The following is a 15,703-nucleotide window of genomic DNA, read 5'->3' on the forward strand; positions in this document are numbered from 1 at the left end:
CCTAGATCATTCTGCTGCGCCGTTGTTCAGGCCCAGTTCCAGCTCGTTGGTGGGACAGATTCTTGTCCCATACTCGTTCGCTTGACGTATCCGAGGTTCGGTGACTGATTTCGCTCGAAGTCACCGGTGATCCCGATGAACTAGTACCGTGCGCCAGCAGGGCGAGCGCGTCGTCCGGTCGGTCGAGTTGCCGCTGAAGGCCCACACAGAGCGTCGTAGCGTCCTGCCCGACGTTTGCGTCTTCGCCGTCTTGGAACCGATTACTGCGTTCATTGGGATTTTCCTCCGCCATTTGTATTCACTTATATGAGCAGTATTAGAATATAGGTAATGCCGGACATGACCGGCACTGTTAATTTATATCAGATCGAATAGTCCGCTATGAGTCTGTACGAGGCGTCGTTCCGCGTCAAACACGAGTGTCCGTATCGAGAAATCTCAGAACGCCATCCAGATCTCACAATCCGCGAGTGGTATCTGAGTGACTGCCAAGTAATTGAGATCACATCCCCAGAATCACCAGCCGACGAGCTACTCGACGAGATCGATCAGATGGGAACCGTTCTCCATAAGTCAGTTGACGACTCTGGTCTCCACGTTGTCACACAGTCCTGTCTCTGCTCGTTAGAGGATTCCATCATCGATCGGTTTGAAAAGCACAACTGCCTGTACCAACCGCCGACAGTTCACCGCCAAGGCTGGGAGCACTACACCGTAATCGCATTCGACGAGAGCGATGTCCGCACCCTGCTACAGGATTTGGAGGCGTACCGTGATATCGAGGTGCTTTCGAAAACGGCGATCGCAGAACAACAGATTCCTCACAGTATGCTTGCCCCAGTTGATCAACTGTTCGAAGATGTCACTGAGCGGCAGTTAGCAGCACTTCGACTGGCACTGGAGCGAGGTTACTACGAACAGCCCCGGAAGACATCACGTCGTGAACTGGCCGAACAAACTGCCGTCGCACGCTCGACGTACGAAGAACACCTTCGGAAGGCCGAGAACAAACTCCTCACGAACGCGGGTCAGCTCTTACGATTGGTCACCGCGACATCGCCAGCAGACCCATTAGACGTAGAGCGGAGCCGGCCGATGAGCGACTCGTGATCCCGTTGGTCCCTCAGCTTTGATTCTTCGCCATTCGAATCAACGGAAAAACAGGAAGTTTCGGACGGGACTGAATGAGCGTGTGACTCACAAGCGGTATGCTCATGCCGATCGTTCGGCTGTCATGATAACAGGATTCCCGATCCAGTAAGGGTGCCAGACACCGAGGCACAGTTAGCCGATCTCCGTGTCGGGCGTTGGTGTGAAGAGCGCGAACTGCAACCGCGTACAGAATGCCGTATGGACAGATATCCGGCCATTCACAGTATTGATGGTAGTTCAATCTCAATCGGGTGTGAGTGACCTGCGTCCTAATCACCGCCTCTGGTAGGCTTCGAACTCTTTACCGAAGGCTAGGAAGTATCCGGCACCGAGACCCCCGAGAACAGCAGCGACCGTAAAGGCCACTTCGGGGCTGACGAATTCCCAGAGATAGCCACCGACAGCGGCACTCGGGATGACGAGTGTATTTCGGATCAGATAGTAGGTACCGGTCACGCGTCCGCCGGCACCCTGTTCAGCAGGACCAACGATTAACGCCTTGTGCGACGGCAAGCCAGCAAACCGCAGTCCGGAAAACGCGAAGACGAGAACCAGCGCGGTCGCGTTGGCCGGCGTGTTGATGAGGAGAATCGGGAAGATTGCGTACACCGCAAATCCAAGCCCAACGATCGGTTTCAGGCCGATGTATTCGGCAGCCTTGGCCGCGGGAGCCATGATGAGCAACGCGATCAACATCTCAACCCCGAGCAGATAGCCGAAGAAGGCAGCTGGCGAAAGATCGACTGCGTACGAATACCCCGCGATCGACACGGTCGTCTCGACGCCGACCTGTAGAATCTGCGTGACCACCAGCACGAAGAAGACATACACCATGCCGTTTGCGAAGCGGACGATCGTATCACCGAGCAACAGCGGACGGAGTGGATCGGGCATCTCTCGGAGATCCTGCCTGACCTGCTCGATTCCCGCGAAGGTGCTGCCGATATCATCGGCACTAGGATCATACAGGTAGTGCTGAACAACCGTGCCGACGAGTCCGAATCCGACCGCCACCACGAGAACATACTGGAAGCTCACCGTGAACGCCGGGTGGAACCCGATAAGGACGGCAGCAGCCACCGGACCGATGAGGAAGGCAGTCCGGCGAAACGTCTCAGTGCTGGCGAAGCCAGCTGCGAGCCGTGAGGGATCGGTCGCTTGCTTGACAACAGCGAAGGTCGCGCCGAGACCGAACGACTTCCACGCTTGTGCGAGAATCAGACCGACGAAGATCCACAGCCACGGCTCGATGGATACCCCTGCGATCGTGAACGCGCCGATGTTCGGGGCGACCAGCCAGACAGCGAATCCGATCGTCGAGACCAATCCGAACACGGTGAGGGCATACCGTGAGCCGATCCGATCGGAGACCGCCCCACCCGGATACGGATAGAGAGCCGAAATGATGTTACTGAACGTCCCGAACAGTCCGACCACGAACCCCGACGCACCGAGCGTCACCATGTACTCCGGAAGGAACCGATTAGTCATCTGAAAACCGAGACTGAACGCGAACATCGCCACAGAGAGGACGAGTACGTCGCGTTCGAGCGCGAAAAGCTGACGAAATGGATCAAGAATTCCAACGGACTCGCGCTCTGTAGTCATCTATCAGTGATTAGTGACTGGGGATGAATACATTTTACTTCATGTGAAGCATTCGCTATTACTGTTTATCTCGTTTCGCTGCCGATGAGTACGCATTCGCTGGCGGGTTCACACCGGCGCAGACGGTCGGTCTCGTTCTCTTACGTGCCCAATGAGAGGACACCCAGATTTCGAGATCGAGTGTTCGTGATTGTGATCGAGATCGGTATTAGATCCCAGCAAGCAGGTCAGCACTCTCTACCTCAGCACGCGATCGATTCGTGCTGGGATCCTGTGACACAGCGATTCGTTCATCAGCTGAATCAACGACTTCTCGCGAGTGGGTAACCACGATTGTCTGATCAACGCCCAACTGTCGCATCCGTTCGACGAGCTCATTGAGTCGACCGACGTGTGTCTCATCGAGATGGACTGTCGGCTCATCAAGAATGAGCGGCGGCAACGGCGCTTTGCCATCGATACCTTCAGCGAGAAGCTGGTAGATCGCACACCGGAGTGCGAGATTAAACAGTGCTTGTTCACCCCCTGAGAGTTCGTCCGGATCGAGGGTCTCACCGCTCTTCTCATGGACGGTAATCTCATAGGCGCGATCGAGTTCGATGTAAGCGTATGCGTCGTTTTCGTAGATAAGCCCGAAGATACTGTTCAACAGCTGTTCGAGATATGAGACGTTTGCCGCACGAAGCGTCTCGCGCAACCCACTATACATCTGATTCACGGCTTCGAGTTGTGCGACGGCGTCAGCGAGTGTCGTCTGCTGCCGTCGAAGCTCCGCAGCGCGCGAACGTTCAGTATCTAAATCATCGAGCTTTCCTTGTATCTGGCCTCGGTGGGCAGTCAAGCTGTCCCGCTCGTCAGCTTTCTCCGCCCGTTCAGCTTTCAACTGCTTGATCGTCTCGTTGGCGTCCGCGGCTTGCTCTTCGAGTAGCTCGATACGTTCTTCATCGATCGTTGCCGTAAGTTCTGCTCGGCGCTCAGAGAGACGCGTCACACGCGACGCGCGGGTATCTTTCGTTTCCTGCGCACTGGCGAGGAGTTCCGCTTTCGTCTCTCGTTGCTCGTGGGCAGCAACGTAGGCGTCTAACGCGTCGTCGAGTTGCTGAAGCCGTTCCTGCTCTTCTTCTACCGTTGCCAGTTCATCTCTGACTGCTGTAAGTGTGTTTTCTAACGCTGTCCGCTCAGCGGTAAGTCGGTCGGCACGAGCTGTCCACTGCTCCGCAGCGACAGACTTCCGTGTTGCGAGGTCCTGTTTCTCTTGGGCCTCTTGTGTAAGCCGGTCGATACCATCTTGTATCTCAGCAATCCGGTGGGTAACGGTCTGCTGTTCACGGGTGTACTGGGCCACATCACTCTCAGCCTGTTGGAGTGCTTCCGCAGTGTCCTCTTTAGCAGTCAGTGCCGCAATACGCTCTTCTAGCGCAGCGAGTTCACTTTCTAGTGTTGCCTTTTTCTCCCGCTTGTCGTCGAGTTGAGTCACAGCGGGTGCTGCATCGACGGCTTGGCCGCATTCGGGACAGCGTCCCTCATCGATGAGTGACTCAGCGTGGCTGATCTGCTCTTCGAGAGCGTTGATGTTACCCGTGAGTCGAGTCTGTTCCTGAGTTGCATTCGAAAGTTCAGTCTCAATACGCTCGGCGTATGCGTCTGCGTCTCCGAATTCGACGGCATCGGGAGCCGCATCAAACTGAGCTTTCGTCGTCTCAATGGCCTCCTGCAGCTTGGTTTTTCGCGCTTTTTTCTCCGCGAGGTCCTCGGTCCGCCGCTTCTCAGCACGAGTAGCAGCTGATTCTGCACGCGCCTCCGCGTCGGAGGCTTGCGCTTGAAGCTCATCTGCTCGGTCGGCAAACGATTCAGCGTCGTACTGCATCCTCTCAATCGTTGCTTCGAGTTGGGTTATCGTCTCACGGATCTCTGTTCGTTCTGTTTCACGCTCATTGAGGGCGGTATTGAGCCTTGATCGATCGATCGTCTCTGGATCGATGAGATCGTCGAAGGTGTCACCGATAGATACATCTACAGCTGCAAGACTGTTGGCCACCGCTGCCCGACGTGCTTCCAGTTCAGTGGCGGCCTCGTTAAGCTGGTTCTGTCGTTGTGACACAATCTCCGTAGCCTCATCAAGGGTATCCTGTGCTGTCCTCAGTTTTTCGGAGACCTCTTGCAATTCGGATCGTTTCTGGTCAAATGCCTCAAGTTGTTGGTGTGCATCATCATGCTGGTCTTTAGCAGTAGTGAGATCGTCATCAAGATCTTCGATAGCTGTAGAGACTGATTCAAGTCGCTTGTTCACCCGTGCAAGCTCGGCTTCGAGATCTTGCTCTTCAAGATGTTCGATGCGCTCTTCGACGGTCTGGAGTTCGGTTTGTTTCTCATCACGAGCATTCCGTGCCCCTCGAAGCGCGTGTTCCATCCGTTCCCGGTAGGTCTTGAGCTTCCCGAGTTGGAGAAGTCGGTCGATGATGTTCTGTCGGTCTGCTGGCGATGCGTGGATCAGCCGCGTGATGTCTCCCTGACGAACGTATGAGCAGTTGAGAAACGCCTCTGCGTCCATTCGCATGATCCGCTGAATCTTCTGTTGGACTTCACTCTCTTTCTCGTAAATGTCAGATGGTGTCTCGAACTCGACATCAGAATAGACGTACTCAGACGATGGCGGATCGCTGATGCGGCGGTAGATACGGTATTCAGTCTCATTGTGGATGAACCAGAGTTCTACCTCTAGTTCAGTCATCCCCGTTGTGATAGCATCCTCGCGGCTCTTGCCGGTTTGAAACGCGTCAGTACCATACAACGCGAAGTAGCAAGCCTCAAGCAGTGTTGATTTTCCGGCACCATTCACGCCGTGAACAACCGTGATGCCCGTATCGAACGACAAGTCCTCTTCCTCGTAACACTTCCAGTTCTTCAGCCGAAGTCGTGTGAATATCATATCTTTTTGGTAGCTGCGGGTGTATGTGGTAGGTATCAGTCGGTCATGTCAGATTGCGCTTCTGTTTCTGTGTCCTCGATTGCTTTGAACGTCTGTTGCACGGTTGATTGCTCGCTGTCGGTCGTCGCTCCGTTACGCTCTGTCTCGCTGGTAGTGTCGCTCTCTTCGGGAACAAGCCCAGTAGCAGCATCGGGTGACTCAATCTCAGCCGTCCGCTCGAACGCCTCAGGTTCATGATCGATTCGGTCACGGAAAGTCGACTTCGTGAGGGCGTCTAAGTTCGTCTTTGCTGGGGCTTCCGGTCCCGCAGTATCCCGGACCATCTCTTCCACTTCAGCGACAGCAGCGCTCAGTTCCATGTCAGCGAGCTGTTCCCGCACTGCTGCGTCCGGATCAACGAACGAGACATCGTAGTCGACATCAAGATCCTTCAGTTTGCGGCGATCACTCGTCCGGGCCACGAGTGCTCCGTGGTCACGCGCGTACTGTTCGATGGCTGCCGGAGAGATATCCTCCGAATCATCACCCTCGATGATGGTGGCAACAACAGCGTCGGTCACGTCGTGCTCGTCGAGTTCCGTTTTGATACGTTCAGCACCTTGCCCCGGTTCGAGTGTCGTTTCAATATAGATGTGGGGACGTGTCGTTAGCGGCGTCTGTTCGATACCGAAGGCGGTATGGCCAGACTGCTCGTGCTGTACAGTCACAACGTTGTAGACGCGGTCATCTCGTTGGGTAACGGCCGTCCGCTCGGTTGATCCGGCGTACGTGAGGACGATCTCCTCGTCGGTCCACCGGCGGACCTTCGGTGTGTGATCATCCCCAAGCAGCGCTGCATCGAATTTGACAGGGCTTTGCGCGATGATATCACCAACGTTCCACTCTCCGTGGGAAGACAACTGGTCGAAAAGACCATGCGCGACCAAGACTGCATGCGAGGCGTCGTGAGGAGTGAATGTGTAGTCGAGGTGGTCCCGTCTGGCTGCTGCAACGTAGTGTTGACCGTAAAAGGCGATGTCGTTGATCACGACAGGATCATCTCCGAGACGAACTGCGAGATCCATGTCTGAGAAGATCTGTATCCAGTCCGTGTCCTGAGTCCCATCATGGTTCCCAACGACTGCGAGAAAAGGAATGTCGGCGTCTCCGAGCCGATTTAGTTGCTGTACTGCCCCTCGAATCGCAGCCGTCCCCGGACGACTCGTATTAAAGAGATCGCCTGCGTGGATAACGCCTGCGACATCGTTCTCGATCGCAGCGTCGACGACCTGCTGGAACGCGTCGAGATAGTCCGCTTGTCGTTCTGGTCGGTTGTATTGGGTGTATCCGAGATGTGTATCTGCTGTGTGGATGAATGTGGACATGGCGGATTAGAGACCTCCCCGGAGCTCATGATAGATGTGAATCAGTCTCGATTCTATCATACTAGTAGTGTTTCTTCTCTATGCATTTATTTTGCTCGCACATCATGGCTCTAGAACACGACTAATCAGGTGAGAACTCATTCTGGGTGGTACACCTGAAGTGATGCATCATCGAATGCAAATCCGATATCGAGATCAGTCGGCACCAATTCTGTGACAGTTCCTTCCCAGGCTGGGACGGTGGTAAGGGCGTCCATGTGAGTGAACAGTCGCTTCCAGAGATCTGCCTGATCATAGACATCTGCCTCTTGTGGAATCAGTCGAAACACCTCTTCGCTGGCAACAACGATGAGTTTGTGCTGCATCCGCGACATAGCAACAGTCAATCGGTTTGGATTAAGGATGAATTCGTCCTCGGTCTGGAGAAACCCCGGCTCCGATGCTGTGGCTGAGACGAGGATACACTCCCGTTGTCCTCCCTGATACCGTTCGACAGTGTCCACATCAAACCCTCCATCGAGACGTGCTTGGATAAGTCCTCGTTGTGCGTTGTGCGGTGTCACAATTCCGGTCGCGTCCCCGTCTCCAACATGTTGTGAGACAGCCGCCGCGATCGCTGCCTCCACGGGATTCGATTGCCGACTTGTATCATCATTGTGAACAACTAGGACAAATGGAGCGTCTGGTTGGAGCATTGCGGCCAACCCCTCCGTCACGGGGTTCGGCGTGCCAAGGGTCTTTGTTTGGTTTGAGGTGTACGGGATACCATCCTTCGCATAAACGTTGTTAGCGAGGAACGCCGTCACCGCCTCATGACAGCGGTGGGTTTCAGCAAGTTGTGTGAGAGGGATCGTCGCGGTTCCCGTGAGTTCGGTCCCGTACGTTTCGTCGAGTTCTGCAACATCGTCCCCTCGAAGTGCTCGAAACCAATCGAGCGTCGAGAGGTGCGGGGCGTACTCCTGGATCGGGCGGCGGTCCTCATGATCCCACTCGTGTTGGCGGACTGGTGCCATCTGTCGGTGATCCCCAGCGATAAGCACCTGTGATGACTCATGCAGCCATGCGCTACAGAGGGCGAACGATGGTAGGCGCATCATACTCGCTTCGTCGATCGCCAGCAGATCAAAGTACGTTTCGCCCTGTGCAACGCGCTCTTCAGCGCTGCTAGCATCGGCAAGCATGTCGATGAGCTTATACAGGCGTGCAGGTGTCGCAAACACCAGCGTGTGCGGTTGCGGTTGTGGCGTCTCCGACACGCGGGTTTGCTTGACTGGCTCGGCGTACCGACGAAGTCGTTGCACGACCATCTCTCGTGCGTCGCTTTTCTCGTGGTAGTTGAGATAGGTGATATAAGGGTGGGGATCTTCTGGCGGTTCGTTTGTTAGACGAACGAGTTCGACATTCTCATACGGGGTGGTATCGGTGTCTGGGTGCTCGACGAACGCCTGAACGGTGTCAGCAACATCCGCAAGGACTTCATCAACAGCTTTGTTCGACTCGCCAGAGATCGCACCGACAAGTGGATGATCGCGCTGTGCCCAGGCGTAGAGACGGGCGACGACAGCGAGGGCAAGGGAACCTCCGGTTTTGCCAGTTCCTGGCGGGCCTTGCAAGAGCGAAAACTGCGCGCGTGTTTCATGAATGAATGCACGTTGTCGCGGGCTTGGCAGCGTCTTTGGGCCAAGGTTGGTTTTACACCACGCGGTGAACGCCTCGACCTCGGCACGGAAATCCGTGTTCGAAATCGAGTCGGTTATCTGTCCTGTTGCCAAGGCCTCGAGCCGCCCGAGAAGTGGGTGTTGATCCCCTGCCGTCTCCAAGACGTTGAACGCGCGCTGGGAGAGCAAGTCATCAGTCTGCGGATCCAAAATGAGAATCGTCTGCTGATCGAAGACGAGTGTGTTATTGTCACCGTCAGTATCATCGACTGCCCAGGAGCGATGATAGCGGGTGAATTCGTGCTCCTGTGTGAATGAAGGAACTGCTGATAGTTCGATGTAATTGCTGTCCACATCGAGTACGTCGATAGTGACGCCCGGTCCGCGTTCGAGATGGTTCGGATGCGCACTTCTGGCAGGTTCTCCAGAGCGTGTGAGTTCGTTTACAACCATCCACGATCCGCCCGTCGACCCTTCGGCTGCTTTCTTTCGACACGCGTTTGCGATCCGCTCGTGGTCGTCGGGGAAGAGTTGGTCGTAGAGGAGTCGTCCCTCTACCCGGAGTGATCCGTCGTCTTGTTGTTCAGCCGCCCTGATAACGAGGGGTATCGCGTCGCCAGACTGGATACGCTGACGGATCGGCTGTGAAAGATGGTCTACTGTCTCATTCCGCGCAGTGTAATGCTCAAGATGGAGGACATCTGTAAGAGCACCAGCCAGATCTGATTCGCCAACTGTGAACGTCTCCAGTGTCTCTCGTCGAAGCGGCCGTTTGGTGAGTGAATCGTTCCGATACCGAATTCCCCGCTCAATGTGTGCTACACACTGAGCGAGATACTCTCCAAGAGCTGTAATGTCTTCAGGAACAATGCGTGTCGTCTGTTGGTCCCGATCGACCCACAGGAACGGATCGAGCGACTGATAGACGTCATAATCCGCTATCAGATCTTTGACCCAGTTTTCTGTGAGCTGTCCGAGAGCGGCCCAGATGTACTCCAGCGGGATCTGAGCTCCGCCACGAAGGCGCGATGGGTACCAGCCGTCCGCCGCCTCATCAGTATGAAGGTGGAGTCCAGACTCGCCAGTCCGGTATCGGACGGTGTAATCGAATAGTTTGAAGCGAAAGGCATCTCGGAGGTTCTCGATGTGAGTCCCGTCACTCCGGGTGAATTCCCACTCGTAGTTCGGTACTCGATCAGCGGGTGGACTGAATAACTGTTTGACTGGCAGAAGCCCTAGATTCGGGATGGGCATGGCGAATCGAGAGCGGATCTCATCCTGAACGATCGAGACCATTGCTTGGTCAGGATGAGTATCGCCCGTCGCGTCTCGGAGGCTGAGCAGATCCTGCAGTGCGGTGCCAGCGGTTGTATCGTGGCGCGTTGCCGCCTCCATGAGAGCGGTTCGTTCGTGGCTGGTATAGATATAGAAGTGGATGGGGACACGCTCCATTCGACCGAGCGAGTCAGCGATGTCATGGATAGTCGCGGTCAGTTGCTCCCAGAAGCCGTCTAACACGGCTCGCTCCTCGATATGACTCGCGTCTGTCTCCATCGAGAGATCAGGGGCGATCTCGGAGACGTGGCGCGCCTCGTCGCTGTTAGTTGCCGTCACGTAGGCGGCACACATGACGACCCGGTCGCGTCGATTGTCATGTTGAACATTGAGGTAGATACGGATAAGCTCTCCCCGAGCGACAGGAAGTTCATCTGGTTGGTAAGGGGGATCATCCGCGGGCAGCGAGCCATCACCGCTACCCAGCAGATACGGCGGTGCCCCATTCCCAGATGAGGTGTTCGTCCCGTGATCGTGTATCTCTCCTAACATGGCGTGCGCTCGCTGGACGTACTGGTGAATCACCGGTCCGAGTTCCGGATCATTCCGCAACTCGTTATATATCTCGTTTCGAGCCATGAGCTCCGTGTCGTAATCGTAGGGTCGCGGGTCATCCTCCGGATAGGCCAGTTCCGCAAGGTCATGAATCGTTTCGAGATCATACTCCGCGAGGCGGTTCTGCTCACCGATCGACATACCGAGAGCGGCTGTCGAGAGTTCTTCTACGGCGTCTGTGTAGCATGCTTCTTTGTAAACACAGGACCCGCATTTCGACCCAAGTTGATATCGTACCGTTTCTGGCTCTTGTCGGTGAAGCTCGTCAAATCGTCCATCTGCCTGTAGGAGGTTTCGCACATCGAGTTCTCGCGGCGTCACGTCGAAGGCAGGAAGATCCTCGGGTGCGCCACTCGTGAGGTCCGTTTCACGGGTGATGATACCGCCTTCGAGAGTCCACGAATAGGCAGGTGAAAGCTGATCGAGAAATTGCCGCAAGAGGGTGGTGTACACTGCGACTTGAATTTGTTGGTACGTTTTCTCTTCGTGAGACGCTTTGATATCGAGAACACGGATTCGAATCCCATCAGCTGTCGGCCAGACAGCGATAATATCAGCGTCACCCGCGACAGGCCACGCTTCGATACGCAACCCCAGTCGTGACTGAAGAAGGAGTGTTGGCTGATCGCTGGGTGGACGGTCTGCGACAGTGGCAAAGACGTTCCTAAGCCGGGACTGGGAGTCGTTCCAGTCGTTGATCTCTTCGAAATTACTTTCGGAGTGCGCAAACTGAGACAGTTCGTCACCGACAGCTGTCTCGAATGCACCCCCATCCCTGGCGAATAACAACGAAAGCGGCTCAAACGCCTCCTTCCAGTCGCGTTCGTTACGACGCTCGGATTCGTAGTCTGTGAAGTGGAATTTGTGATAGCGAGGACAGCCATTCAAGGAGATGAACTCACCGATAGCAGATGGATCAACGAATGGACGATCAAGGTTCATGTGTATTTCATCGTGTCTCTACTCCTCAGGCCGAACGCAAATATAACTTGATGAACTACTTCTCTCAAGGAGCCGCTGAAGGCGAGTGGGAGGGCTTTCCGCCTCGACAACGCGGCTTGTAGCTACGTCATATATTGTCCGCTTGCACGAGTGTCCAGTCGAACGAGGCTTACACGGCTATACACCGACGATTTGCTCACTCAGAAAATCAGCAGCGTCGTTTTGCTGTCCCAGGTCTCAGATTACGGTACATTACTTTCACCAGCCATGACTGACTATCTACTCGCGTTCAAACCCGCGATCGGGCTGTACGGCCAACACGATCCAAGCGCCGTACTCTTTGAAGATGGGCGTGCCGTCTTCGGTGTCGAAGAAGAGCGATACACGCGGGAGAAACACGCGACTGACACCTTCCCGAGACGCGCGATTCAAGCCTGCCTTGACTACCGGGAGCTGACGCTGCCGGACCTTGATCGTATTCTTCTCCCGTATGAGCCGCGGCTCCGGGGCGAAATCGTTTCTCACTACGTCACTGACGCACTCAAAGCGCCCGGTGTCGCGCGGAAACTCTTCACACTGGAGGAAACGCTCATCACACACGTCCGGAGTCGGCTCGTCCCGACGCGGCAGATCGAGAATCGCCTTGAGTCGATCGGCACACCGGTCCCGCCGATCGAGACGATCCCCCATCACCGCTGCCATGCCGCGAGCGCGTTCTACCCGTCGGGCTTTGATGAGGGTGTCGTCCTTACGATTGACGCGAAAGGAGAGTACGACTCAACAGTCGTTTGGCGCGCCGACGCCGACGGCCTGACGCGAGTACACACGTACGAACACCCAAACAGCCTCGGGCTTTTCTTCGCGGTTATCACGGAGTACCTCGGCTATCGGATGTTCAACGGTGAGGGGAAAGTGATGGGGCTGGCTCCCTACGGCGAGGATAACCCGGAGATCGAGAACGTCCTGCGCGACCTGATCGATGTTGGTGCTGACTACGATGTTACTGCGTTGACAAAAAGCTGGGGGACCGACCACGGCGTCGAAACCCTCGAAGAAGCGTTCGATCGACCCCAAAACGAGACGCCCGGAGAGTTCAATCAGTGGGAGAAAGATCTCGCGTACGTTGCCCAGAAACTACTCGAAGAGACGGTTGTGAACATCGCGGAGGCGGCCGTTGATCCGCTTGGCACAACGAACGTCGCGATCGCAGGCGGTGTCGCGCTGAACTGCAAACTGAACAAGCGCGTTCGTGAGTCACCGCTGATCGACGATGTCTTCGTCCAGCCGGTTGCCCACGACGCGGGCCTCGCACTCGGTGCGGGCTGGGCACGGCAGCGTCCGGCGGCTGTTGACCGCCAGACCGATATCTACCTTGGACCCGAATACGGCACCGAGGAAATCCGGTCGACTCTCAAGACGAACAAGCTTGAGTACGCAGAACCGGACGACCTTGAGCGGTACGTTGCTGAACGGCTCGCGGACGGCAACCTCGTCGGCTGGTTCCAGGGGCGGATGGAGCTCGGACCGCGGGCGCTTGGGGCCAGAAGCATCCTCGCTGATCCCCGCACCGCCGCGTCTCGTGATCGGGTGAATCGCTTCGTCAAACACCGCGAGGAGTGGCGCCCGTTCGCGCCATCGATGCTTGAGTCGGCCGCCGAGGAGTATCTGATCAACGGTGGTCCCGCACCGTTCATGATCGACGCCTACGATGTCCGACCCGAGAAGACCAAGGACCTTGCGGCCGTCTTGCATCCGGCTGACGACTCGACACGCCCACAGACCGTCCGTGAGGACCAGCATCCGCGCTACCATCGCCTCATCTCTGAGTTCGCTGCTCTCACCGGCGTGCCGGTTCTCCTCAACACCTCGTTCAATGACCACGCTGAGCCGATCGTCCGGACGCCGACGCAGGCGATCAAGGACTTTTACGGCATGGGTCTCGACGTGCTCGTTCTTGAGGACTTCGTGATCGAAAAGGGAACGGTGAAAACAGATCACGGTTCGGAACTGATGATCGAAGAGAGCGATGAGCTGAATCCGATCTCAAAGTAGCGCGGCGTCCCTGAAATCCAGTCGGCGGCCGCAGTATTCTACACATAGAGCAAGTCGTCGCACTCAGACGTACAATCTTCCTGAATCGTTTTCGGGGTAAGCGGTGTCGCTGGTCACCGAAAGACTCGGACAATATCACTGCTATCTCCGACAGATAAATTTCTCGAAACTACCCGTGAGAGCGCTCTATCAGGGCTGACACGGCACTTTGGTGAGCTACAAGTGACTCGAACTGCGATGAGTATCGCCGTATCGCACAGCGGAATACGTCTAACCCACAAACATTCTAGAACCCACGACTTCGTGTCGTCTCAATTGTATTCGAACTAGTATGAGTACACCAGAATCCACGGTCGATGTCGAACAGTTTCTCACCAACCTCCTCAAGTTCAACTACCGCGAAGTCACGATGGTCGGTGCGGCACTGGCCGTTCTCGTCGCCTCGATCGCGTTCTTCCCGGGAGTCGAGAATGTCGGGCAGGGGGTTCAGTCCGAGCTCTCGATCGGCTTGCTTGCCGGACTAGTGCTGGTGGCGATCGTTGCCGGCGTTGTCAAGGGAATGACTGGCTTCGGCTACTCGCTTATCATGACGCCGATCTTCGCGTCGGTGATCGATCCAACCGCCGCCATTGTTGTTCTGGCGATTCCGCCCTGGATGCTCAACATGTTCCAGATCGCAGAAACCGGAACGGGGCGGTCGTTCGTTCGCGAGGAGTGGGCGCTTTTGCTGCTTGCGGTCGTCGGGACCATCACCGGTGTCGCAGCGCTGGCGGCGCTCAGCGCCGGACCACTCGTCCCCTTCGTTATCGGTCTCGTCCTCCTCGGCTACGTCACCTTTCAGGCCGTCCAGAACTTCGTCACAGTCACAGAAGCCCACCACCCGTTCGCTCTCGGCGCGGCTGGCTTCTCCCAAGGCTTTCTGCTCGCGCTTGCTAACCTCGGGCCGCTGCTGCCAGCGTACTTCCACACGTTCGAGCGAGACACCGAGCGATACATCGGCGGGCTGTCGATGGTACTCGGAACAATTTTCACAGTGCGAATCGTCCAGATGGCGCTGTTCACCGACCTACTGACGACGTATCGGTTGTGGCTCGGTTCGGTGATCGCGGTGGTTACGATCGTTGGCCTGCTCTCGGGCACGTATCTCCGACGCCTTGAGTTCGACGAGCGGACGTTCAACTGGTTCGTCGTCGGACTCCTCTTTGTCATCTCGCTCAACATCTTCCGGAACACCGTGCCGGCGCTGTTCTTCTAAGAACGGCCCACGCTACGGGTGGGCGTGGCTTCTGCTAGCGCTGCGTGACACGCCCGGCTTTTGAGCGACAGTCCAAGCTGTTCGGTAACGGTCTCCGTGCTGTCGTACTGCTTCGTGTTCGGAGCCGACCGTCACCGCGAGAAAGTTCAGGAATCCACCGGTCACGGCGCGGCGATCGCTGCCTGAGTTGTCATTGTTTCGTCAGCGATAGGAGAACGAGCATCATCCCGCTCGAAACGATGACCGCTTGAACGAAGGCGGCGGACGTGATTGTCGTTCCGAACGTGTGGTAGATGAGTCCCTCACAGACTGCGCCAGCACCGATGAAGACGAAGCCGCCGGAGACGTACAGCATTGGTTTCTGTCCACTCCGGCGATAGCCGTGGTACGCGAGGTATGCGACCACGAGGCTCAGGAAGAAGGTGATCAGTTTAACGAGCAAGAACGACGCGTCCATCACTCATCACCCCGGAGCCCGCGCCAGAGAGCCGTGAAGTTGTCGGCGAGTTCGTCGCGGGTCTCTATCGTCAGCGAGAGTTGGCCGTCGGTGATGTCGACGTGGAGCTCTGTGAGCGCCGTTTGGAATTCGCCTCGATGGGAACCGTCCGAATCGACGGTTCGGCGTTCCTCAATGAGGCCGTGGTCTTGCAGCGTCGATACGCGCCGATAGATCGTCGTGAGGGAGGCGTCACACTCCTCGCTGAGTGTCTTTGCGTTCTTCGGCCCGTGATCTGCGGCAAGAAGTATTTTCCGCGCGTACTCGTCCGCGAGGATCTGGAATATTTCCGCCGAATCCGAAGAGCCACCGTGTTGCACACGATAGTTCCGGTCGTTCAGCGGGAAATAGGCCACG

At 56.2% G+C, this 15,703-nt stretch carries 11 protein-coding genes; 4 read left to right on the plus strand and 7 right to left on the minus strand.

Annotated elements, in window-relative coordinates:
* Nucleotide 1: 1 nt before the first annotated feature.
* The gene (locus EIK79_RS12295; protein WP_124955408.1) at nt 2-292 is read right to left on the minus strand and encodes a hypothetical protein; all 291 of its coding nucleotides are present in this window, start codon (nt 290-292) and stop codon (nt 2-4) included.
* Between the two features lie 89 nt (nt 293-381).
* On the opposite strand from EIK79_RS12295, the gene EIK79_RS12300 reads away from it, so the two are divergent.
* Entirely contained in the window at nt 382-1,110 is a 729-nt protein-coding gene (locus tag EIK79_RS12300; protein ID WP_124955409.1) for a helix-turn-helix domain-containing protein, read from the plus strand.
* Between the two features lie 315 nt (nt 1,111-1,425).
* Here EIK79_RS12300 and EIK79_RS12305 read toward each other — a convergent pair whose 3' ends face one another.
* The 4 genes from EIK79_RS12305 to EIK79_RS12320 all read right to left on the minus strand — a co-directional run bounded on the left by EIK79_RS12305 (nt 1,426) and on the right by EIK79_RS12320 (nt 11,543).
* Nucleotides 1,426-2,760, minus strand: coding sequence for an MFS transporter (locus EIK79_RS12305; RefSeq protein WP_124955410.1), 1,335 nt, complete (start codon nt 2,758-2,760; stop codon nt 1,426-1,428).
* 208 nt (nt 2,761-2,968) lie between these two features.
* Nucleotides 2,969-5,689 (minus strand): AAA family ATPase, encoded by a 2,721-nt coding sequence (locus EIK79_RS12310; protein WP_124955411.1) that lies wholly within the window; start codon nt 5,687-5,689, stop codon nt 2,969-2,971.
* Nucleotides 5,690-5,724: 35 nt separating this feature from the next.
* Nucleotides 5,725-7,053 (minus strand): metallophosphoesterase family protein, encoded by a 1,329-nt coding sequence (locus EIK79_RS12315; protein WP_124955412.1) that lies wholly within the window; start codon nt 7,051-7,053, stop codon nt 5,725-5,727.
* Between the two features lie 137 nt (nt 7,054-7,190).
* On the minus strand, nt 7,191-11,543 hold the full coding sequence (locus EIK79_RS12320; RefSeq protein WP_124955413.1) for a bifunctional RecB family nuclease/DEAD/DEAH box helicase: 4,353 nt from the start codon (nt 11,541-11,543) through the stop codon (nt 7,191-7,193).
* 267 nt (nt 11,544-11,810) lie between these two features.
* On the opposite strand from EIK79_RS12320, the gene EIK79_RS12325 reads away from it, so the two are divergent.
* The 3 genes from EIK79_RS12325 (at nt 11,811) to EIK79_RS19035 (ending at nt 15,036) form a co-directional block, all read left to right on the plus strand.
* Nucleotides 11,811-13,595, plus strand: coding sequence for a carbamoyltransferase family protein (locus tag EIK79_RS12325; protein ID WP_124955414.1), 1,785 nt, complete (start codon nt 11,811-11,813; stop codon nt 13,593-13,595).
* Between the two features lie 331 nt (nt 13,596-13,926).
* Nucleotides 13,927-14,850 (plus strand): sulfite exporter TauE/SafE family protein, encoded by a 924-nt coding sequence (locus tag EIK79_RS12330; RefSeq protein WP_124955415.1) that lies wholly within the window; start codon nt 13,927-13,929, stop codon nt 14,848-14,850.
* A gap of 60 nt (nt 14,851-14,910) precedes the next feature.
* On the plus strand, nt 14,911-15,036 hold the full coding sequence (locus EIK79_RS19035; protein ID WP_267900540.1) for a hypothetical protein: 126 nt from the start codon (nt 14,911-14,913) through the stop codon (nt 15,034-15,036).
* Nucleotides 15,037-15,040: 4 nt separating this feature from the next.
* On the opposite strand, the gene EIK79_RS12335 is transcribed toward EIK79_RS19035, so the two are convergent.
* A complete protein-coding gene (locus tag EIK79_RS12335; RefSeq protein WP_124955416.1) occupies nt 15,041-15,307 on the minus strand; it encodes a DUF7521 family protein in 267 nt (88 codons plus the stop codon).
* Complete coding sequence (locus EIK79_RS12340; RefSeq protein ID WP_124955585.1) at nt 15,307-15,666, minus strand: ArsR/SmtB family transcription factor; 360 nt, start codon at nt 15,664-15,666, stop codon at nt 15,307-15,309. Before EIK79_RS12340 ends, EIK79_RS12335 begins: the two co-directional genes overlap by 1 nt.
* Nucleotides 15,667-15,703 lie beyond the last annotated feature (37 nt).

Source organism: Halocatena pleomorpha, from assembly GCF_003862495.1.
GTDB classification, from domain to species: Archaea; Halobacteriota; Halobacteria; order Halobacteriales; family Haloarculaceae; genus Halocatena; species Halocatena pleomorpha.